This window comes from Hymenobacter coalescens, assembly GCF_054783195.1.
On record NZ_BAAGRA010000011.1, the window covers coordinates 66,821 to 85,016 of the forward strand.

The 18,196-nt window shown below is 65.4% G+C and carries 17 protein-coding genes; 7 read left to right on the forward strand and 10 right to left on the reverse strand.

Going from position 1 to position 18,196, the window contains the following annotated elements:
* Positions 1-27 precede the first annotated feature (27 nt).
* A complete protein-coding gene (locus ACYVKQ_RS08040; RefSeq protein ID WP_460577414.1) occupies positions 28-540 on the forward strand; it encodes a DinB family protein in 513 nt (170 codons plus the stop codon).
* 92 nt (positions 541-632) lie between these two features.
* Positions 633-2,090, forward strand: a complete 1,458-nt coding sequence (locus ACYVKQ_RS08045) for a delta-60 repeat domain-containing protein (RefSeq protein WP_460577416.1) — start codon at positions 633-635, stop codon at positions 2,088-2,090.
* A 93-nt stretch (positions 2,091-2,183) separates the two neighbouring features.
* Here ACYVKQ_RS08045 and ACYVKQ_RS08050 read toward each other — a convergent pair whose 3' ends face one another.
* The 3 genes from ACYVKQ_RS08050 to ACYVKQ_RS08060 all read right to left on the reverse strand — a co-directional run bounded on the left by ACYVKQ_RS08050 (position 2,184) and on the right by ACYVKQ_RS08060 (position 5,251).
* On the reverse strand, positions 2,184-3,863 hold the full coding sequence (locus ACYVKQ_RS08050) for an amidohydrolase (protein WP_460577418.1): 1,680 nt from the start codon (positions 3,861-3,863) through the stop codon (positions 2,184-2,186).
* Positions 3,864-3,896: 33 nt separating this feature from the next.
* Positions 3,897-4,331 (reverse strand): hypothetical protein, encoded by a 435-nt coding sequence (locus tag ACYVKQ_RS08055; RefSeq protein WP_460577420.1) that lies wholly within the window; start codon positions 4,329-4,331, stop codon positions 3,897-3,899.
* A gap of 146 nt (positions 4,332-4,477) precedes the next feature.
* Entirely contained in the window at positions 4,478-5,251 is a 774-nt protein-coding gene (locus ACYVKQ_RS08060; RefSeq protein ID WP_460577422.1) for an AMP nucleosidase, read from the reverse strand.
* 188 nt (positions 5,252-5,439) lie between these two features.
* Here ACYVKQ_RS08060 and ACYVKQ_RS08065 point away from each other — a divergent pair, with 188 nt between their 5' ends.
* A complete protein-coding gene (locus ACYVKQ_RS08065; protein WP_460577424.1) occupies positions 5,440-5,919 on the forward strand; it encodes a type I restriction enzyme HsdR N-terminal domain-containing protein in 480 nt (159 codons plus the stop codon).
* Between the two features lie 6 nt (positions 5,920-5,925).
* On the forward strand, positions 5,926-6,522 hold the full coding sequence (locus ACYVKQ_RS08070; protein WP_460577426.1) for a hypothetical protein: 597 nt from the start codon (positions 5,926-5,928) through the stop codon (positions 6,520-6,522).
* Between the two features lie 6 nt (positions 6,523-6,528).
* Here ACYVKQ_RS08070 and ACYVKQ_RS08075 read toward each other — a convergent pair whose 3' ends face one another.
* The 5 genes from ACYVKQ_RS08075 to ACYVKQ_RS08095 all read right to left on the reverse strand — a co-directional run bounded on the left by ACYVKQ_RS08075 (position 6,529) and on the right by ACYVKQ_RS08095 (position 12,048).
* Positions 6,529-8,451, reverse strand: coding sequence for an LTA synthase family protein (locus ACYVKQ_RS08075; RefSeq protein ID WP_460577428.1), 1,923 nt, complete (start codon positions 8,449-8,451; stop codon positions 6,529-6,531).
* A 115-nt stretch (positions 8,452-8,566) separates the two neighbouring features.
* Positions 8,567-9,172 (reverse strand): SMI1/KNR4 family protein, encoded by a 606-nt coding sequence (locus ACYVKQ_RS08080; RefSeq protein ID WP_460577430.1) that lies wholly within the window; start codon positions 9,170-9,172, stop codon positions 8,567-8,569.
* A 136-nt stretch (positions 9,173-9,308) separates the two neighbouring features.
* A complete protein-coding gene (gene ald, locus ACYVKQ_RS08085; protein ID WP_460577432.1) occupies positions 9,309-10,439 on the reverse strand; it encodes an alanine dehydrogenase in 1,131 nt (376 codons plus the stop codon).
* Positions 10,440-10,618: 179 nt separating this feature from the next.
* Positions 10,619-11,116: an LPS-assembly lipoprotein LptE gene (locus ACYVKQ_RS08090; RefSeq protein WP_460577434.1), complete on the reverse strand. Its 498-nt coding sequence runs from the start codon at positions 11,114-11,116 to the stop codon at positions 10,619-10,621.
* 143 nt (positions 11,117-11,259) lie between these two features.
* Positions 11,260-12,048, reverse strand: coding sequence for a DUF1573 domain-containing protein (locus ACYVKQ_RS08095; RefSeq protein WP_460577436.1), 789 nt, complete (start codon positions 12,046-12,048; stop codon positions 11,260-11,262).
* 244 nt (positions 12,049-12,292) lie between these two features.
* On the opposite strand from ACYVKQ_RS08095, the gene ACYVKQ_RS08100 reads away from it, so the two are divergent.
* Positions 12,293-14,713, forward strand: a complete 2,421-nt coding sequence (locus tag ACYVKQ_RS08100) for an alpha-ketoacid dehydrogenase subunit alpha/beta (protein WP_460577438.1) — start codon at positions 12,293-12,295, stop codon at positions 14,711-14,713.
* Between the two features lie 90 nt (positions 14,714-14,803).
* On the opposite strand, the gene ACYVKQ_RS08105 is transcribed toward ACYVKQ_RS08100, so the two are convergent.
* The gene (locus tag ACYVKQ_RS08105; RefSeq protein WP_460577440.1) at positions 14,804-15,343 is read right to left on the reverse strand and encodes a hypothetical protein; all 540 of its coding nucleotides are present in this window, start codon (positions 15,341-15,343) and stop codon (positions 14,804-14,806) included.
* 117 nt (positions 15,344-15,460) lie between these two features.
* On the opposite strand from ACYVKQ_RS08105, the gene ACYVKQ_RS08110 reads away from it, so the two are divergent.
* Together ACYVKQ_RS08110 and ACYVKQ_RS08115 are read left to right on the forward strand one after the other, a co-directional pair.
* On the forward strand, positions 15,461-16,480 hold the full coding sequence (locus ACYVKQ_RS08110; protein WP_460577442.1) for an acyl-CoA synthetase family protein: 1,020 nt from the start codon (positions 15,461-15,463) through the stop codon (positions 16,478-16,480).
* Positions 16,481-16,565: 85 nt separating this feature from the next.
* Positions 16,566-16,946, forward strand: coding sequence for a hypothetical protein (locus ACYVKQ_RS08115; protein WP_460577444.1), 381 nt, complete (start codon positions 16,566-16,568; stop codon positions 16,944-16,946).
* Positions 16,947-17,021: 75 nt separating this feature from the next.
* On the opposite strand, the gene ACYVKQ_RS08120 is transcribed toward ACYVKQ_RS08115, so the two are convergent.
* Positions 17,022-18,179 (reverse strand): sigma-54-dependent transcriptional regulator, encoded by a 1,158-nt coding sequence (locus tag ACYVKQ_RS08120; RefSeq protein WP_460577446.1) that lies wholly within the window; start codon positions 18,177-18,179, stop codon positions 17,022-17,024.
* Positions 18,180-18,196 lie beyond the last annotated feature (17 nt).

Genomic DNA, 18,196 nt, shown 5'->3' on the forward strand with positions numbered 1-18,196 from the left:
GTTTTTTCACGTCGTTTCCGCTTCTCCATGGCCAGCCCCACCCAACTTCCTACCCTGCAGTCCGCTTTCAGCAACGAGCTGAAGCAGGAACTGTACCTCACGCGCCGCCTACTGGAGCGCGTGCCCACCGCGCAGTTCGGCTGGCGCCCGCACCCCAAGTCCATGCCCATCGGCAAGCTGGCCTGGCACATGGCCAACCTGACAGCCTTCCTGGAACTCTCGCAGCAGGGCGCCGAAACCGACATGACCACCGTGCAGTGGCCCGCCACGGCCACCAGCACCGACGAAGTGCTCCAACGCTTCGATGTTACCGCGGCTAGCGTGCAGCAAGCCGTGGCCAGCATCGAGGACGAGCAACTGCACGGCTCCTGGACCATGCGTGTGGGCGAGCGGGTGGTGGGCACCATGCCGCGCACCCGCGTGCTCCGCACCCTGGTGCTCAACCACCTCATTCACCACCGCGGCCAGCTTTCCGTGTACCTGCGCCTGCTCGACGTTCCGGTGCCCAGCATCTACGGCCCCTCCGCCGACGAGCAGTAGGCACCGGCAGATATAGCCGCAAGCCGATGTCGTAATATCCAGTGGGAGAGTTACCTTCCGCTGGATTTTTTTTAACGCATCAAGGTCACGCTATGCTGCCACGGCTTCCCGCTTCACGATACCGCGCCCTGCTGGCCGGCGCCGCCCTGCTGCTCAGCCTCGCCGCTCGCGCCCAGGGCCCGGCGCTCGATCCTACGTTTCAGCCCGTACGCGCGGTGGAGGCCTGGCCGGGCAGCCCGAGCGTCGCCGGCATCATCCGCACCGTGGTCCGGCAGCCCGATGGCAAGTACCTGGTGGGCGGGCTCTTCAACCAGCTCAACGGCGTAATGGCTAGCAACGTGGCGCGGCTGCTGCCCGATGGACGCGTGGACCCGGGCTTTGCCCCGACTGGGACCGATGGAGAAGTCAGGGCCCTGGTCCTGCAGCCCGACGGCAGCATCCTGGTAGGCGGCGCGTTCAGCACCCTGGCCGGCAGCCCGCGCCTGTGCCTGGGCCGGCTGCTGCCCAACGGCACCCTCGACCCGGCGTTCGATCCGCCGTCGGGCTTTCTCAACGACGTGCCGGGCGTGCAGAACCCGTGGGTAAACCAGCTCGATCTGCTGCCCGACGGGCAGGTGCTGGTGGGCGGTGTAATCAACCTGCTCGGCTTTGGGGCCAGCTCCCAGCGGATCATCCGCGTCAGCGGGCGCACCGGCCAGCCCGACCCCGGCTTCCAGCCCTTTCGCGGCAACTGGCTGAAGCACCTGCTGCTGCCCGATGGCAAAATCCTGGTGGGCGCCCCCGTCAACGCCTACCAGCCGGGCACGCTGCTCCAACGGCTGAACGCCAATGGCACGCCGGACCTGTTCTACCCGCCTTTGGTCAACACCTACGCCTCGCACGTATGGGCTCTCGTCGCGGATGGGGCGGGCAATGTGTACGCCGGGGGCTTGTTCAACAGTGCCCCCGGCGGGGGCTTCAACGGGGAAACCCTGCGCCGCCTGTTGCCCGATGGCCGCAACGACGCCACGTTCCGCCACCGCGGCACCATAACCGACCTGAAAAACGTCGCCGTGCAGCCCAACGGCCGCGTGCTCACCGCCAACTCGTTTATCGAGCGGCTGCAGCCCGACGGCGCGCCGGACGCCGGCTTTGTTGCGGCCAACGCGCCGCAGAGCACCGCCATCAACGGTCTGAGCCAGCTGCTGGTCCAGCCCGACGGCGCCATCGTGGTAGCCGGCCAGTTCACTCAAGCCGGCGTGAGCGGGCCGGTAAACCTGGTGCGCCTGCTCGATGCCCACGTGCTGGCCGTGAAACCCCGAGCCGCTGGCGGGCAACTGACCGCTTGGCCGCAGCCGGCCCGCGAGGTGCTGCATCTGCGCCTGGAAAGCGGCGCCCGCGCCCAACAGGTGCAGCTGCTCGACGCCCTGGGCCGGGTGGTGCGCAACTACCCCCGGCCCGTCACCCCTGAGCTGACCCTGCCCGTGGCCGACCTGCCCGCCGGCAGCTACCAGCTGCACGTCGAATGGCCGGATGGCAGGCGGGCCGTGCGGCGCGTCGTGCTGCGCTAAGTTGCTGACTGATGGCTGTTGCCTGCTGAAAAAAAGCCGCCCCGCTAAGCTAGCGGGGCGGCTTTTTGCCTCGGGGGCGGCTGCGTACACCGGCTACTTGCGGCCGTACACCCGCTCGCCGCTGATGTACGTGCTCAGCACCTTCGCTTCGCGCAATTGCGCGGCCGGGGCGGTCATGATGTCGCGGTCCAGAATCACGAAATCGGCCCACTTGCCGGGGGTCAGCGTGCCTTTCTGGTCGTCCTCGAAGGCGGCCCAGGCGGCCCACTCGGTCATGCCGCGCAGGGCGGCTTCGCGGCTGAGGGCGTTTTCGGGCTGGAAGCCACCCTGCGGGTAGTTCTTGGCGTCTTGCCGGGCCACGGCGGCGTGGAAGCCGAACAGCGGATTCAGGTACTCCACCGGGAAGTCGGAGCCCAGGGCTACGCGGCCGGTAGCGCGTAGCAGGTCCTGGTAGGCGTAGGCCATTTTGAGCCGCTCGGCGCCCAGCCGCTCACCGGCCCAGTACATATCGGAGGTGGCGTGGGTGGGCTGCACCGAGGGCACGATGCCGTAACGCCCAAACTTCGCCACGTCGGCCGCGCTGACCACCTGCGCGTGCTCGATGCGCCAGCGGCGGTCGGTCTGGCCACGCAGCACCTCCCCGTAGATGTCGAGCAGCAGGCGGTTGGCCGAGTCGCCGATGGCGTGGGTGTTCATCTGGAAGGGGCTGGCCGCCAGGCGCTGGGCCAGCTGCCGGTACTCCTGCACCGAGCTGAGCAGGAAGCCCGTCTGCTTGGGTCGGTCGGCGTAGGGGTGGAGCAGGCAGGCGCCGCGCGAACCGAGCGCCCCGTCGGCGTACACCTTGAAGGAGTTGACGGTGAGGCGGTCGGTGCGGTACGGGCCTTTTTTGAGGTAGTAGGTCACGTTGGCCGGCGAGGCGCTGATCATGGCGTCGAGGCGCACCTTGAGCTGGCGGGCCTGCTGCAGGGAGTCGATGCGCTCGATCTGGGCGGGCTCCAGGCCCGCGTCGGCCAGGCTGGTCAGGCCCAGCTCCACACACTCTTGCTGGGCCTGCAGCAGCAGCTTGGCGGCTTCGGCGGGGGTAGGCTCCGGAATCTTGGCTGATACCAGGTCCACCGCGTTGTCGACGAGCAGCCCGGTCAGGCGGCCCTGCGCGTCGCGCTCAATCACCCCGCCGCTGATGGGCGTGCGGGCCGTGACGCCGGCCAGATCCAGGGCTTTCTGGTTGACCAGGGCCGCGTGTCCGTCGACCCGGATGATGAACACCGGCACGTCGGGAAACTGCCGGTCCAGGGAGTCTTTCGTCGGAAACTGCTTGCCGGGCCAGTCGTTCTGGTCCCAGCCGCGGCCGGTCAGCCAGGCCGCTTGCGGGTACCGGCGCCGCTGCGCGCGCAGGCCCTTCAGGACCTCATTCCACGAGCCGGTGCCCACCAGGTTGGCGTCGCGCAGGCCCAGGGCGTAGCGGTAAAAGTGGCAGTGCGCATCGTAGAAGCCCGGGTAGATGAACTTGCCGCCGGCATCCACTTCCCGGCCCGCTTTGAAGCGGCGGCGCGCCTCGTCGGTGGAGCCCACGAACACGACGCGGCCGTCCTGCACGGCCAGGGCCTGCGCCTTGGTGAAGGCCGAGTCAACGGGGTAAACGGTGGCATTGTACACCAGCAGGTCGGCGGGCGTTTGGGTGCCGGAGCAGCCGGCAAAGGCCAGCACCAGGGGCAGCAGGGCAGCCGGCAGCCAGGAGCGGTGCGGCCGAAGAGGGCGGAGCAGGGGAATCATGCGGCGAAGGTACGCAGCGGCTCCGGCCCGGCATCAGGCCACTTGCGCGTCCTGCGAGGCGCAGCGGCGCAGCCAGCTGCGTGCCTGTACCTCGTCGGTGAAGCGGGCCAGGCGGTAGGGCCGCTCGTCGAAGTACGTCAGGTTGGGAATGTCTGAATCGGTGATGATGCTGGCCAGCTGGTGCGGGGCCATGAGGTAGGCTAGGTAGGTGGTTCGCCCCAGGCGCGGCTGCAGCTGCGGAAAAAACCGGTCCATCATCCACTGCACGTCGCTGGCATCCACGCCCGAGGTGCGCTGGCTGGTGTCGATCAGCCAGTAGCGGCAGTCGTGCGCGGCGGCCGCGTCGAGCAGGGCCGCGTAGCCGCGGTGCAGCTCGAAGGGCATGACCAGGCGCCGCCACCGGCCGATGAGCAGGCCTGCCTCGGCGTCGTAGTCGATGGTAAGGTAGTGCGGAGTAGGGGTGGGCATAGGGCAGAGCCAGCTGAAGGAGAGGGTAAAAATAGCAGGGCCCCGACTGCATCAGCCGGGGCCCTGAAAATAAAATCCGTCAACGCGAACCCAGCCCAGTGCAACCGGCCCCTCGGGCCCGGCGCACGGGGGGCAGCCCCGGCGGCTTACTCGAAACGCATGTGTTTCACCGACTCGCCCGAGTTTTTCAGCTCCAGCAGCGCGTCGATGCCAATCTGCAGGTGCGAGGTGACGAAGTCCGCCGTCACCTTCTTGTCGCTTTCCGAGGTTTTCACGCCTTCCGGGGTCATGGGGTTGTCCGACACGAGCAGCAGGGCGCCGTGGGGAATTTCGTTGACGAAGCCCACGGTGAAAATGGTGGCCGTTTCCATGTCCACGGCCATGGCCCGGATCTGGCGCAGGTACTCCTTGAAGTTCTCGTCGTGCTCCCACACGCGGCGGTTGGTGGTGTACACCGTACCCGTCCAGTAATCCTTCTCGTGCTTCTTGATCATCGACGAAACGGCGCGCTGCAGGCGGAAGGAGGGCAGGGCCGGAATTTCGGGCGGCAGGTAGTCGTCCGAGGTACCCTCGCCGCGGATGGCCGCGATGGGCAGGATCAGGTCCCCGAGCTTGGTTTTGTTTTTCAGGCCGCCGCACTTGCCCAGAAACAGGGCCGCCTTGGGCTTGATGGCGCCAAGCAGATCCATCACCGTGGCCGCCATGGGGGAGCCCATGCCGAAGTTGATGATGGTGATGCCGTTGGCGGTGGCCGTCTGCATGGGCTTGTCGAGCCCGCGGATTTCCACGCCGAACTGCTCGGCGAACATGGTAACGTAGTTAATGAAGTTGGTCAGCAGAATGTACTGGCCAAAATCTTCCAACGGCACCCCGGTATAGCGGGGCAGCCAGTTGTTGACAATGTCCGTTTTGGTTTTCATGTAGTATGGGAAGTGAGGGGAAAGGACTACGTAAGGCGGGGCTAAGAGGATAGAAGATAGCCGGGTATAGCCCGGCGGCTATTTTGTTGCGAGGCGGGTACAAAAAAACCGTCGCACATAAACTGAACGACGGCTCTGCGGAGCGAAAAGCGGGTGCAGAAGCCAGGGTAGCCGTACCTTTGGAGGTGATGCAAGCGTTGAACCTGCCGCCTTTCGCCCACAAACTTACGCAATCCGGACCGAATCTGCTGATTTGGGACAGGCTGCGCCGCCGTCAGGTGGTGTGCACCCCCGAGGAATGGGTGCGCCAGCACGTGGTTCATTACCTCGTGGAGCACCTGGGCTACCCGCGCGGCCTGCTCAGCCTGGAGCGCGGCCACACCTACAACCAGCGCCGCAAGCGCACCGATCTGCACGCCCTCGGGCCCGACGGCCAGCCCCTGCTGCTGGTGGAGTGCAAGGCCGCTTCGGTACCGCTCACCAGCGCCGTGGCCATGCAGATTGCCACGTACAACCAAACCGTCGGCGCGCCGCTGCTGCTGGCCACCAACGGCGTGCAGCACTTCTGCTGGCGCGTGCATTCGCTGGAGCGTACCACCCAGGCCCTCACGTTTATTCCCACCTACGCCGAAGCGCTGGAGCTGCTGGCGGTGGCCCGGCCCCAATAACTGGCCATGCCGAAACGCTGCTACTGGGGAGCTTGGCTAAGCTGCCTGCTGCTCAGCCTGGGCCTGCTGGGGTGCCAGGCGCGGCCCCGGGTGATTTACCTCACGTCCTTCGGCGGATTGCCGGCCGCGCAGGTGCGCATGGTGCGCGAGGCCATCAGCGCCTTTTACCACGTACCGGTACGGCTGCTGCCGCCGCAGAAGCTCGCGGCCACTACCTACTGCCCGGTGCGGCAGCGGCCGCGGGCTGCCCTGGTGCTGGAGCAGTTGACCTCTTTGCTGCCCGATACCGTCGACGCGAGAACTCTCGCGCTGACCGTGCAAGACGTGGAAATCGAGAGCCGCCCCCAGCCGCACTGGGGCGTGATGGGACTAGCCAACGCCATCGGCGGCGAAGCGTGCGTGGTGTCCACGTTTCGCCTCGCGGGACGTTCAGACCGATTGCGCAAAGTTAGCCTGCACGAAATCGGGCACCTGATGAACCTGCCCCACTGCCGCTCCGGCACGCCCGCCTGCCTGATGAACGATGCGCACGGGCGCGGTGCCGTCGTGGACCGGGCACGGGTGTTGCTCTGCCCGGCGTGTCAGGCGCGAGTAGCTTGGTAACCGCGCTCAGCGCGGGTAGAGCGAGTTGTCGAGCAGCCCGTTGGTGAAAAACTGCACCGCCGCCCGCAGCTCGTCGCCGTACCGGCGCACCTTGTCGGCGGGCGGGTTGGGCACGGGCTCGGCCGGAAACTCGTGGGTGCGGTAGGCGTAAAGGCGCACCTGGTTGTCGGTGGTCAGCTCCGCGATGTAGTCGCGGTGCACGAGGTAATGCGCCCCGCCCGAGAGAAACAGCGCCCGGCCCGGGGCCTGCGCGTCGAACACGGAATAGCCGAAGGGCAGCAGCTGCCGCGCGTCGGCCCCGAACCCGAGGTAGTCGAGCACGGAAGCGGGCACGTCGGCCTGCTGGGTGATGCGGTGCGCGTCGGTAGCGGGCAGCGCCCGGCCGGGGTGGAAAAGCAGCAGCGGGGTTTTGTACCAGCCGAGAATGTTCTGGTAATCGGGCGCAAGGCTCTGCGAGGTGTGGTCGGCCAGCAGCACAAACAGCGTGTTGCGGTACCAGGGCTGCCGGCTGGCCGTCTGGAAAAACCGCCGCAGCGCGAAGTCCGTGTACTTGATGGAGCCGTGGATGGGCAGCTTGCCGGGTGCAAAGCGGCCCCGGTACTGCGGCGGCACCGGAAACGGCTCGTGCGAGGTCAGCGTGAACACCGTGGAGAAAAACGGCTGGCGCTGCCGGCCCAGCTGCCGGGCAAAGTACTGCAGGTACGGCTCGTCGAAAATGCCCCAGTGCCCGTCGTAGTCGGGGCTTTTGACGCCGCCGGGGTAGTCTTCCAGGCCGTAGTACTGCTGTATGCCCGCCTTGCCGGCAAACACGTTGAAGCCCATCGTGCCGTTTTCGGCGCCGTGAAACACCGAGGTGGCGTAGCCGCGGCGGCCCAGCAGCTCGCCCAGGCCGTGCAGCTCGTTGGTCTGAAAGTTCGAGGTGATGTAGGCCGATTCCATCAGCGCCGGCAGGCCCGCCAGCACCGCCGGCAACGATTCAATGGAACGGCGGCCGTTGGCGTAATGCTCGCGCATAAGCCGGGCTCCGGGGCTGGTTGCCAGCGAATCGAAAAACGGCGTGTAACTGCGCCGGCCGGGGTTCTCGACGCCGTTGTACTCCGACGCAAAGCTTTCCACCAGCAGAATCACCACGTTGTCGGGCGGGGCGGCGGCGCGCGGCGCGGGGTAGCGGGCGGCCAAGGCGTTGCGCAGGGCCTCTTCCGTGGCAAAGTAGCGCGCCCGTTCCAGCGTGGGCTTGCCGTCGTTGCCGATCCAGGCCAGCGTGCTTTTCAGGAACGTAAAGGTGCTGTTCAGGGCCAGGTGCCCGAGCGAGGGCGGCGTCTGCACGAAGGCGTGGCCCGGGCGCAGCGGCTTGAGCTGCAGCCCGCCGCGAATGCCGAGCACGGCCAGCGCCGCTACCAGGGCTATTTCCAGCATGGTCTGCGTCAGGTGGCGCACCGTACGCGGCGCGGGCGGCGTGGCCGCCGCGGGCACGGGGTAGAAGTACCACAGCAGCCCGAACAGCAGGGCAAAGGGCAGCAACAGGAAGGCGTAGTGCCACACCAGCTGCCCGGCCTGACGCCCGATGTCGTCGGTGATGGTGAACAGCTCGTCGGAGGTGCGCCGCCCGATAAACTTGAAGTACTGGCTGTCGATAATGTTCAGGGCCAGCCCCGGCGCGTTCAGCGTGAGGTACGCGCCGCGCAGGGCCCGCTGCCAGCCCCGGTCGTACCGCGGCACGAAGGAGAGCAGGATGAACGGCACGTTCAGCACCAGCAGGGCCGCCAAGTCGAACCGGAAGCCGTGCCAGAAGGCCCAGAGCGTCTGCCCCGCTGAGGCCTCCGCAAACACGCTGTAGTTGGCCGCGAAAAACCCGATGCGCAGCAGCAGGTACGCGGCCAGCAGCAGCGCAAAGCGGCGCAGAAGCAGGCGGAGCAGGAGGGAGGGCATCAGAGGTGAAATGGTGAAATAGTGAAATGGTGAGTTTGATGTTCAGGAGGCCGCTGCCGCGCAGCATGCGCAAGCAGCACGATACTCTCCATCTCACCACCTCACCATTTCACTGCTAGTAGTCCTTGCGGAGGCGGATTTTCTGGCCCGGCTTGAGGCGGATGATCTGCTCGTAGAGGTTGGCCAGGGAGTGCAGGCGCGTCTCCGTCGGCATGCGGGTCAGGTTGAACTCTTCGCCTTCGGTTTTGATGCAGCTGGGCGGGTACACGGCCAGCAGCTCGCCGGGCTCGAGGTGGCCGCCGTTGGTCAGCTGCAGGAAGGTACCTACCACCGAGAGGTCCAGCGCCTGCTGGGGGAAGCGCTCCACCCCCTCGATGAAGCGGCGGAAATCCACGTTCAGGCTCTGTACTTCGCCGGTTTCAGTGTCCATAAACCACACCTGCCCGCGGCGCAGAAAGAACTGGTTGCCCACCGCATCCTGCCCGAAAGGCAGGTCCGAGTGCTTCATGTTGCGGTAAGTGCGCCAGAAAGCGTTTTCGCCCTGCCAGGCTTCCTTGATGGAGTGCCAAGCCGGTTCCTGGCAGCAGCCCCGGATGTGAATGCCACCGAAATAGGCAATCAGGCCGTTGTTCTGCAGCATAAAGGCCTGCATGTCAAACGGCAATAGCTTAAAGGTCGCCGAGTCCGATACCGGCTCCCCGATGTAGGTGATGTCTTGCATCAGTCAGGTAAGAAACGAGTTAGGAAAAAAGCCTCCCCGGGCACGGCCGGGGAGGCTTTTGGGAATTAAGAATGAAGAATTAATAATGATTGCTCCAGCGTCTGGCCGCGCATTATTAATTCTTCATTATCAATTATTAATTGACATAAGCCGCGTCCAGCACCTTCGTAACGTTGGTGAGGGGCAAGCCCCAGGCTTCGGCCACGCCTTTGTAGACCACCTCACCGTTCACCACGTTCAGGCCCAGGCGCAGCGCCTGGTCGCGGGTGCAGGCCTCGCGCCAGCCCAGGTTGGCCAGCTTGATGGCGTAGGGCAGCGTGGCGTTGGTGAGGGCCAGCGTGGAGGTATAGGGCACCGCGCCGGGCATGTTGGCCACGCAGTAGTGCACCACGTCCTCGATGATGAAGGTCGGGTTTTCGTGGGTCGTGGGGGTGCAGGTTTCGATGCAGCCGCCCTGGTCCACGGCCACGTCCACCACCACGGCGCCGGCTTTCATGTCCTTGAGCATGTCGCGCGTCACCAGGTGCGGGGCCTTGGCACCGGGAATCAGCACAGCGCCAATCACGAGGTCAGCCGTCTTGATGGCTTCGCGGATGTTGTAGTCGTTCGAGTACTGGGTCACCACGTTTTTGGGCATGATGTCGTCCAGCTCGCGCAGGCGGTTCAGGCTGATGTCCATGATGGTCACCTGCGCGCCGAGGCCGGCGGCCACTTTCGCGGCGTTGGTGCCTACCACGCCACCGCCCAGGATGAGCACTTCGGCGGGGCGCACGCCGGGCACGCCGCCCAGCAGGATGCCGCGGCCTTTCAGCGGCTTCTCCAGGTACTTGGCGCCTTCCTGCGGGGCCATGCGGCCGGCCACTTCGCTCATCGGCACCAGCAGGGGCAGCGAGCGGTTGGGCAGCTCCACGGTCTCGTAGGCCAGGCAGGTCGCCTTCCGCTCGATCATGGCGTGCGTCAGCTCCTCCGACGAAGCGAAGTGGAAGTAAGTGAAGAGCAGCTGGCCTTCCTTGATCAGGGCGTATTCCTCCGCAATCGGCTCTTTCACCTTCACGATCATCTCGGCCTGGCTGTATACCTCCTCGATGGTGGGCAGCAGCAGGGCGCCGGCTTGCTCGTACTCGGCGTCCGAGAAGCCGCTGCCGATGCCGGCGCTGGCTTGTACGTACACCGTATGGCCCGCTTTGCGGAATTCGGCCACGCCGGCAGGGGTTACGCCCACGCGGTTCTCGTTATTTTTAATCTCCTTCGGTACGCCGATGATCATGGGAAAAGTGCTGGGATGGGTTGACGGGGAAAACGGCCGCAAATATAGGCAAGGTTTACGCGCGAGCAGGCGGCGCACCGGGGAAATGGTGGCCGGGGCAGCCCAGACCCCACGCCACCCGGCCCACGGCCGCGTCTGCCGGATGGCGCAATAGGAGCGGACTTCGCCGGGCGTTGTTGCTAGAAGCGGTGCTTGTTGCTCGGAATTTCGATGGTGCGCGCAAAACTGCCCGCGGGTGAATAGATGCGCGGGTGGTAAAACAGCTGCAGCTGGTAGTCGGCCGCGCTATTGGGACGCGTGGCCCCGGCGTAGCGGCTCAGCGGTAGCTCGTAGGTGCGCGTGATGCGGCCGTGGGCCGGCACCGTTACGCGCGCATCTTTCACGCGGCGCATGTGCAGCTCCCAAGGCCGGGCTTGGCCATCCACCCACACCACCGGTAGGCAGGCCTGCGTCTGGGCCGGGTCCGACACGGTGTAGGGCAGGTCGTTGTCGTTGATCAGCTCCACGGTGGCGCGCACGTTTTCCAGCTCGGCGCCGGGCGCAATGGCGGGCAGGCTCACGCGCACCTGCAAGCCGTACTGCGGGGTGGTGCGGGGCACGCGGATGTGACGCCCGCAGCCCGCCAGCAGCAGGACGGCGGTGCAGGAGAAAAGCAGGGAGGGTAGGGAAAGACGCATAGAAAGCCGGTTGAGAGAAGAGGAATGGGCAGCGGCCTAAAAAAATGATGCCACGACCGGCGGCCGTGGCATCAAAGCTTGGCAAAAATGACGAAGCGCGGTCAGGCTCAGGGCAAAAAAGAATGAGGCGGACCGCCGGCTGGCTACTTAAACGGCACGGCCGCGCCGCCTTCCTTCAGCATGCTCTGCTGGGTGAGGCTCTGCACGATGGTGGCCTTGAGGGTAATCTTGGCGTCGGGGCCGCTGATGTCGTTGGAGTGCAGCGTCACCACGTCGGTCATCTGGCCCACCTGGCGCTGCGCGTACTGCAGCTCCAGCGTGCCCGACTGGCCTGGCTGCAGCGTTTTGGGCAGGCTCTTGGCCGTTACGCAGTAGCAGCTGGAGGTGATGGAGCCGATTTCCAGCGGGCTTTTGCCGGTGTTTTTCACCGTAAACTTGGCCACCGGCTGCTGGCCCGATTCCATCTTGCCGAAATCCTGGGCGGCGCGGTCCAGCACCAGCTTGGGCGACTTGGCTATTTCGGCCGGGGTGTAGGTCTTGGCCATTTCGGCCTTATCTACTACCGTGCCCTTGATGGTCAGCGTCATGGAGGGCTCCTTGGCGTTGCTGGTTACGGTGACGGTTTTGTTGAACTGCCCCGGGCGGCCGGCGCTGTTGTAGGCGGCGCGGATGAAGCCCGTTTTGCCCGGCAGCACCGGCGTTTTGGTCCAGTCCGGCGTGGTGCAGCCGCAGGAGGCCTGCACGTTGGCAATGACCACGGGCTGGTTGCCAGTGTTCTTGAACTTGAACTCGTGGGTGGCCAGGCTGCCTTCGGCCACCTGGTTGAAGTCGTGCTGCATTTCGGTAAACTGCAGTACGCCCTGCGCCGAAGCGCCCAAAGCCAGGAGCAGCACCAGGGCCAGGCTCAGCAGAGAAGTAAAGATGTTGCGCATCGTAGCGGAAAGGTTGAGTGTCAGAGGAAAGCCGGCCCGCAAAAACAGCGCCGGACGGCCAAGCGGCACTCCGCCAGCCTGAGCAAATATAACCATAACGCGGCGGCCCTGCACAAGCACCGGCCGGGCCCGTACCCTAACGACCGTTTTGCGTACTTTTGTGGGCCTGCCCGTGCGGGCTGGCCGTCCGCGCCACCGGGCGCACCGCTCCCCATCCGTATTCATTTCCCCGACCATCCACTGCATGTCCACCGCCGACTCGGCCGTCGCTTCGGCCGCCGCCACGCTTAGCAAGGAAGAACTGCTGCGCGACTACCGCCTGGGCTGGGAAAGCCGCCAGGCCTCGCTCACCGGCCGCAAGGAAGTATTCATGGGCAAGGCCAAGTTTGGCATCTTCGGCGACGGCAAAGAGCTGCCGCAGCTGGCCATGGCCCGCGCCTTCCGCCCCGGCGACTTCCGCTCGGGTTACTACCGCGACCAGACGTTCATGTTCGCCATCGGCGAGCTGACGCTGCAGCAGTACTTCGCCCAGCTCTACGCCCACCCCGACGTGGAGGCCGAGCCCGCCACCGCCGGCCGCGCCATGAACGGCCACTTCGGCACCCGCCTGCTCGACGAGGACGGGCAGTTCAAGAACCTGGCCGACAGCAAAAATTCCTCCGCCGACATTTCGCCCACCGGCGGGCAGATGCCCCGCCTCGTGGGCCTGGCTTACGCCTCCAAGCTCTACCGCCAGAACCCCGAGCTGCACCAGCTCACGCAGTTCTCGCGCAACGGCGACGAGGTGGCCTTCGGCACCATCGGCAACGCCAGCACCTCCGAGGGCATGTTCTTCGAGGCTATCAACGCCGCCGGCGTGCTCCAGATTCCGATGCTGATGAGCGTGTGGGACGACCACTACGGCATTTCGGTGCCGGCCGAGTACCAGACCACCAAGCAAAGCATTTCCGAAATCCTGATGGGCTTCCAGCGCAACGCGCCGGGCGAGCAGGGCTTCGAAATCTTCGTGGTGAAAGGCTGGGACTACGCCGCCCTCGTCGACACGTACCAGCGCGCCGCCGACGTCTGCCGCCGGGAACACGTGCCGGTGCTCATCCACGTGACCGAGGTGACGCAGCCGCAGGGCCATAGCACCTCCGGCTCGCACGAGCGGTACAAGAGCAAGGACCGCCTCAGCTGGGAGCAGGAGCACGACTGCCTGCGCCAGATGCGCCAGTGGCTGCTGCAGGAAGGCCATGCCTCGGAAGCGGAGCTCGACCAGATCGAGAACGAGGCCAAGGACGCCGTGCGCCAGGCCCGCGCCGCCGCCTGGGAAGCCTTCTTCAACCCCATCAAGCAGGAGCGCGACGAAGCCGTGCAGCTGCTCAACCACCTGGCTACCGAAACCGGCCGCGAAAACGAGCTGCACGAGCTGATTCACCAGTTGGAGCACAACGCGACGCCCGTGCGCGCCGACATCATGCGCGCCGTGCGCCGGGCTCTGCGCCTGGTGCGCGACGTGAAGCGCAGCGGCGCCCGCGCCGAGCTGCGCCGCTGGCACGAGCAGGCCGTGGCCGAAAACGCCGACCGCTACAACTCGCACCTCTATAGCCAGAGCGAGGAATCGGCCCTGCAGGTGGAGGAAATCAAGGCCGAGTACGCCGCCGACGCCCCGCAGGTGGACGGCCGCGAAGTGCTGCAGGCCTGCTTCGACGCGATGTTCAGCCGCGACCCGCGCGTGTTTGCCATCGGCGAAGACGTGGGCCGCATCGGCGACGTAAACCAGGCCTTTGCCGGCCTGCAGGAAAAGTACGGCGAGCTGCGCATCACCGACACCGGCATCCGCGAGTGCACCATCGTGGGGCAGGGCATCGGGGCGGCGCTGCGCGGGCTGCGGCCCATCACCGAAATCCAGTACCTGGATTACCTGCTCTACGCCATTCAGATCCTGTCCGACGACGTGGCCTGCCTGCAGTACCGCACCAAGGGCGGGCAGAAGGCCCCGCTCATCGTGCGCACCCGTGGGCACCGCCTGGAGGGCATCTGGCACAGCGGTTCGCCCATTCAGATGATTCTGGGCGCCATCCGCGGCATGCACTTGTGCGTGCCCCGCGACATGACGCAGGCCGCCGGCATGTACAACACGCTGCTGAAGAGCGACGAGCCGGCCATCGTTATCGAGTGCCTGAACGGCTACCGCCTCAAGGAGCGCCTGCCCGCCAACGTGGGCGAGTTCACGGTGCCGCTGGGCGTGCCCGAGGTGCTGCGCGAAGGCACGGACCTGACCATCGTCACCTACGGCTCCATGTGCCGCATCGTGCTCGACGCAGCCAAGCAGCTGGAGCAGGTGGGCATTTCGGTGGAAGTGGTGGACGTGCAGACGCTGCTGCCCTTTGACCGCGAAGGCGTCATCCTGGACTCCATCAAGAAAACCGCGCGCGTGCTCTTCGCCGACGAAGACGTGCCGGGCGGCGCCACGGCCTACATGATGCAGCAGGTACTCGACGAGCAGGGTGGCTACCGCTACCTCGACTCGCAGCCGCGCTGCCTTTCGGCGCACGCGCACCGTCCGCCCTACGGCTCCGACGGCGACTACTTCTCCAAGCCCAACGCGGAGGACGTGTTCGACGTGGTGTACGAGCTGCTGCAGGAAACCGCGCCCGAGCGGTTCCCCAACATCTACTAGCGCGTCCGCGGCCCCTTAAGCCAAACCGCCCCGCCGTCGGCATTGCCGGCAGCGGGGCGGTTTAAGTTCGGGAAGTCATAAGAAGGCGAACTAAGGAAGCACCAGCTCTTCAGTGGTGATGGTGTTGCTCTTGTGCAGGGCGCGGTCGTAGATGTAAATCTCGAACTTCACCCGGTTGCCGGGACGGTACTCGGGGTAAGTGACGGTAAAGCCGTTTTCCTTATTGACTTCAAAAGTCAGCTCACCACGAATGGGCTGCGGCTTCTGGTCGTCGGCCAGCAGGCGGCGGAAAAACGAATTGAAAGACAGATGCTGTTCAAACTGGCGCGTGCTGTTGTTGTACACAAACATCGTCACGTAGTAGTTGAACTGGTAGGGCGCCGTATTGAACGGCGCCTGGCTGCGGTCGAAGTCCGACAGGCCCAGGTCGCCGTCGCCGTCTTTGTAGTTGATGGTGACGAAGATGCGGTTGAAGGCCGTGTTGCCGTCGGTGGGCGTTTCGCGCTGGGCCCGGATGCTGTTGAACTCAACGGACGGTTCGTCCGGGTAATCAGGAGCCGGTTCGCAGGCCGTGGCCAGCCACAGCGAAGCTGCGGTCAGCAAAGTCGAAAGTAAACGTATGCGCAGCATAGAGGAAAAGCAAAGGTGGTTCAGACCAAATCCGGCGGCAACAAGTACGCATGTAATATACGCTGAACGCGCGACCAGCGCATTTGTTATGCTCTTCCGAAACCCGGTTTGTTCCCAATGAGTTTCCGCGCCGATTACTTGCCCGACCTGGCCCGCGTGACGCCCGCCACGGCCGAGGCGCTGGCCCTGCGCCTCTTCCGCCACCAGGCCGAGCACTGCGCCCCGTACCGCGCGTGGCTGCAGCTGCTGGGCTGCCCGGTGGAGCAGGTGCAGCGCCTGGAGCAGGTGCCGTTCCTGCCCATTGAGTTCTTCAAAACCCGGGAGGTAGTTACCGTGGAGCCCGCCGACGCGTGGCAGCCCGCGCTGACGTTTCGCAGCAGCGGCACCACCCTGCAGCAGCGCAGCCGCCACCTCGTGCGCGACCCGCAGCTGTACCGGCAGCACGCCGCCCGCCTTTTCGAACAGCAGTACGGCCCCTTGCGGGAATGGACGTTTCTGGCCCTGCTGCCTTCGTACCTGGAGCAGGGCGAATCGTCGCTCGTCGACATGGTGGAGTACTTCGTGCGGGCCTCGGGGCAGCCGCAGCAGGCGGCGTTTTTTCTCCACGACCACGCCGCCCTGCTCGAAGCCTTGCAGCAAGCCAGGCGCGAGCAGCCAAAGCGCCGGCTCATGCTCATCGGCGTGACCTACGCGCTGCTCGACCTGCTGGCAGCCTTCCCCGGCCACCCGGCGCTGCGCCTACCCGACGCGGTGCTGGAAACCGGCGGCATGAAGGGGCGGCGGCGCGAGATGATCCGCGAGGAGCTGCACGCCGAGCTGATGGCGGGCTTCGGGCAAACCGTCATTCACTCCGAGTACGGCATGACGGAGCTGCTCTCGCAGGCCTACAGCCCCGGCCACGGCCGTTTCTGGGCCCCGGCGGCGCTGCAGGTGCTGCTGCGCGAGCCCACCGACCCGTTCAGCGCCAGCTTCGGGCGTGAAAGCGGTGCCCTCAACCTGGTGGACTTGGCCAACGTGGACAGCTGCGCCTTCCTGGAGACCCGCGACCTGGGTCGCCGCCACCCCGACGGCTCCTTCGAGGTGCTCGGCCGGCTCGACAACTCCGATATCCGCGGCTGCAGCCAGCTGGCGGGTTAGGGTATTATTTGGGTTTATTTTATTGATTATCAATTATTTTAGTACGGGTTGTGTTGAGGAGCCAAAGCCTCTAACCCCCGAAATCATGAGACACTTATTACTTCTCTGCCTGGTAGCAGCCGCCTCTGCGGGCGGCGCCACATCAGCCGCTGCGCAAACAGTAGCCGACTCCGCCCGGCAGCAGCTGGAGCAACAAAAGCTGCGCACGCAGGTAGCCAAGGATGCCGTGGCCGATCAGCAGCGGCAGAGCGCGGCCAGCCGCAAAGCCGTCGACGAAAGCGAATCGCAGCTGCGGGAGCAGCGCCGGGCCATGCAGCTGCAGAAGCAGCAAATCAGGGAGCAGGAGCTGCTGGCTAGGCAAACCCGTCAGCAGGAAAAAGCCGCGCAGGTGCAGCTTAGCGAGGAAAAAAGCCGGATGCGCGACCAGAAAAAGCAGGCCCGGCAGGCTCGCTCCATTGCGGAGTAAGCAGCCGGCCGGCACGAAAAAAGCCAGCCTGGATCAGGCTGGCTTTTTTCGTGGCCCACGGAGGCCGGATAGAGCTTACTTGCCGGCGTAGGATTTCGCGTCTTCGGCGCTGATCGGGTCGCCGCCCATGATGACGAGGCGCTCCACCACGTTGCGCAGCTCGCGGATGTTGCCGCGCCAGTCCAGGCTTTGCAGGTACTGCATGCCCTCGGGGCTCATTTTCTTGGGCTTGGTGCCGTAGTCGCCCCCGATGTCGGCCAGGAACTTATCGACCAGCGCCGGAATGTCGTCGCGGCGGTCGTTCAGGGCGGGCACCTGAATCAGGATGACGGAAAGGCGGTGGTACAGGTCCTCGCGGAAGTTGCGGTCAGCAATTTCCTGCAGCAGGTTTTTGTTGGTGGCGGCCACCACGCGCACGTTCACGCTGATTTCCTTTTCGCCGCCCACGCGGGTAATCTTGTTTTCCTGCAGGGCGCGCAGCACCTTGGCCTGGGCCGAGAGGCTCATGTCGCCGATTTCGTCGAGGAAGAGCGTGCCGCCGTCGGCCTGCTCAAACTTGCCGATGCGCTGCTTCACGGCCGAGGTGAACGAGCCTTTTTCGTGGCCGAACAGCTCGGACTCGATCAGCTCCGAGGGAATGGCGGCGCAGTTGACCTCCACCATCGGCCCGTTGGCGCGGTTGCTCAGCTCGTGAATCTGGCGGGCTACCATCTCCTTGCCGGCGCCGTTGGGGCCGGTGATGAGCACGCGCGCGTCGGTGGGGGCTACTTTCTCAATAGCGGTGCGCACGGCGCCGAGGGCAGCCGAGGAGCCCACCATTTCCGAGCTCTTGGCAATCTTCTTCTTGAGCGTCTTGGTTTCGGTGACGAGCTTGGTGCGGTCCAGGGCGTTGCGCACGGTTACCAGCAGACGGTTCAGGTCCGGGGGTTTGGGGATGAAGTCGAAAGCGCCCTTCTTGGTGGCGTCCACCGCCATTTCGATGTTGCCGTGGGCCGACACCATGATGAAGGCCGTGTCGGGCGAAATCTTCTGGGCGCGCTCCAGCACTTCAAGGCCGTCCATCTTGGGCATCTTCACGTCGCAGAGCACCACGTCGTACTTGTCCTTGATGAGCATGTCGAGGCCGGCGGGGCCGTCTTCGGCCTGGTCGACGGTGTAGCTTTCAAACTCCAGGATTTCCTTGAGCGTGTAGCGAATGGCTTTTTCGTCGTCGATGATGAGGATGCGGGGCATGGAAACGAGGTAGGTGG

What these genes read in the sequence shown, in the direction of transcription:
- ACYVKQ_RS08070 (WP_460577426.1), top strand. Translation starts at nt 5,926, where the DNA reads ATGCCGAAACGCTGCTACTGGGGAGCTTGGCTAAGCTGCCTGCTGCTC.
- ACYVKQ_RS08110 (WP_460577442.1), top strand. Translation starts at nt 15,461, where the DNA reads ATGAGTTTCCGCGCCGATTACTTGCCCGACCTGGCCCGCGTGACGCCC.
- ACYVKQ_RS08080 (WP_460577430.1), bottom strand. Translation starts at nt 9,172, where the DNA reads ATGCAAGACATCACCTACATCGGGGAGCCGGTATCGGACTCGGCGACC.
- ald (WP_460577432.1), bottom strand. Translation starts at nt 10,439, where the DNA reads ATGATCATCGGCGTACCGAAGGAGATTAAAAATAACGAGAACCGCGTG.
- ACYVKQ_RS08090 (WP_460577434.1), bottom strand. Translation starts at nt 11,116, where the DNA reads ATGCGTCTTTCCCTACCCTCCCTGCTTTTCTCCTGCACCGCCGTCCTG.
- ACYVKQ_RS08095 (WP_460577436.1), bottom strand. Translation starts at nt 12,048, where the DNA reads ATGCGCAACATCTTTACTTCTCTGCTGAGCCTGGCCCTGGTGCTGCTC.
- ACYVKQ_RS08100 (WP_460577438.1), top strand. Translation starts at nt 12,293, where the DNA reads ATGTCCACCGCCGACTCGGCCGTCGCTTCGGCCGCCGCCACGCTTAGC.
- ACYVKQ_RS08115 (WP_460577444.1), top strand. Translation starts at nt 16,566, where the DNA reads ATGAGACACTTATTACTTCTCTGCCTGGTAGCAGCCGCCTCTGCGGGC.
- ACYVKQ_RS08040 (WP_460577414.1), top strand. Translation starts at nt 28, where the DNA reads ATGGCCAGCCCCACCCAACTTCCTACCCTGCAGTCCGCTTTCAGCAAC.
- ACYVKQ_RS08060 (WP_460577422.1), bottom strand. Translation starts at nt 5,251, where the DNA reads ATGAAAACCAAAACGGACATTGTCAACAACTGGCTGCCCCGCTATACC.
- ACYVKQ_RS08065 (WP_460577424.1), top strand. Translation starts at nt 5,440, where the DNA reads ATGCAAGCGTTGAACCTGCCGCCTTTCGCCCACAAACTTACGCAATCC.
- ACYVKQ_RS08105 (WP_460577440.1), bottom strand. Translation starts at nt 15,343, where the DNA reads ATGCTGCGCATACGTTTACTTTCGACTTTGCTGACCGCAGCTTCGCTG.
- ACYVKQ_RS08075 (WP_460577428.1), bottom strand. Translation starts at nt 8,451, where the DNA reads ATGCCCTCCCTCCTGCTCCGCCTGCTTCTGCGCCGCTTTGCGCTGCTG.
- ACYVKQ_RS08055 (WP_460577420.1), bottom strand. Translation starts at nt 4,331, where the DNA reads ATGCCCACCCCTACTCCGCACTACCTTACCATCGACTACGACGCCGAG.
- ACYVKQ_RS08120 (WP_460577446.1), bottom strand. Translation starts at nt 18,179, where the DNA reads ATGCCCCGCATCCTCATCATCGACGACGAAAAAGCCATTCGCTACACG.
- ACYVKQ_RS08050 (WP_460577418.1), bottom strand. Translation starts at nt 3,863, where the DNA reads ATGATTCCCCTGCTCCGCCCTCTTCGGCCGCACCGCTCCTGGCTGCCG.
- ACYVKQ_RS08045 (WP_460577416.1), top strand. Translation starts at nt 633, where the DNA reads ATGCTGCCACGGCTTCCCGCTTCACGATACCGCGCCCTGCTGGCCGGC.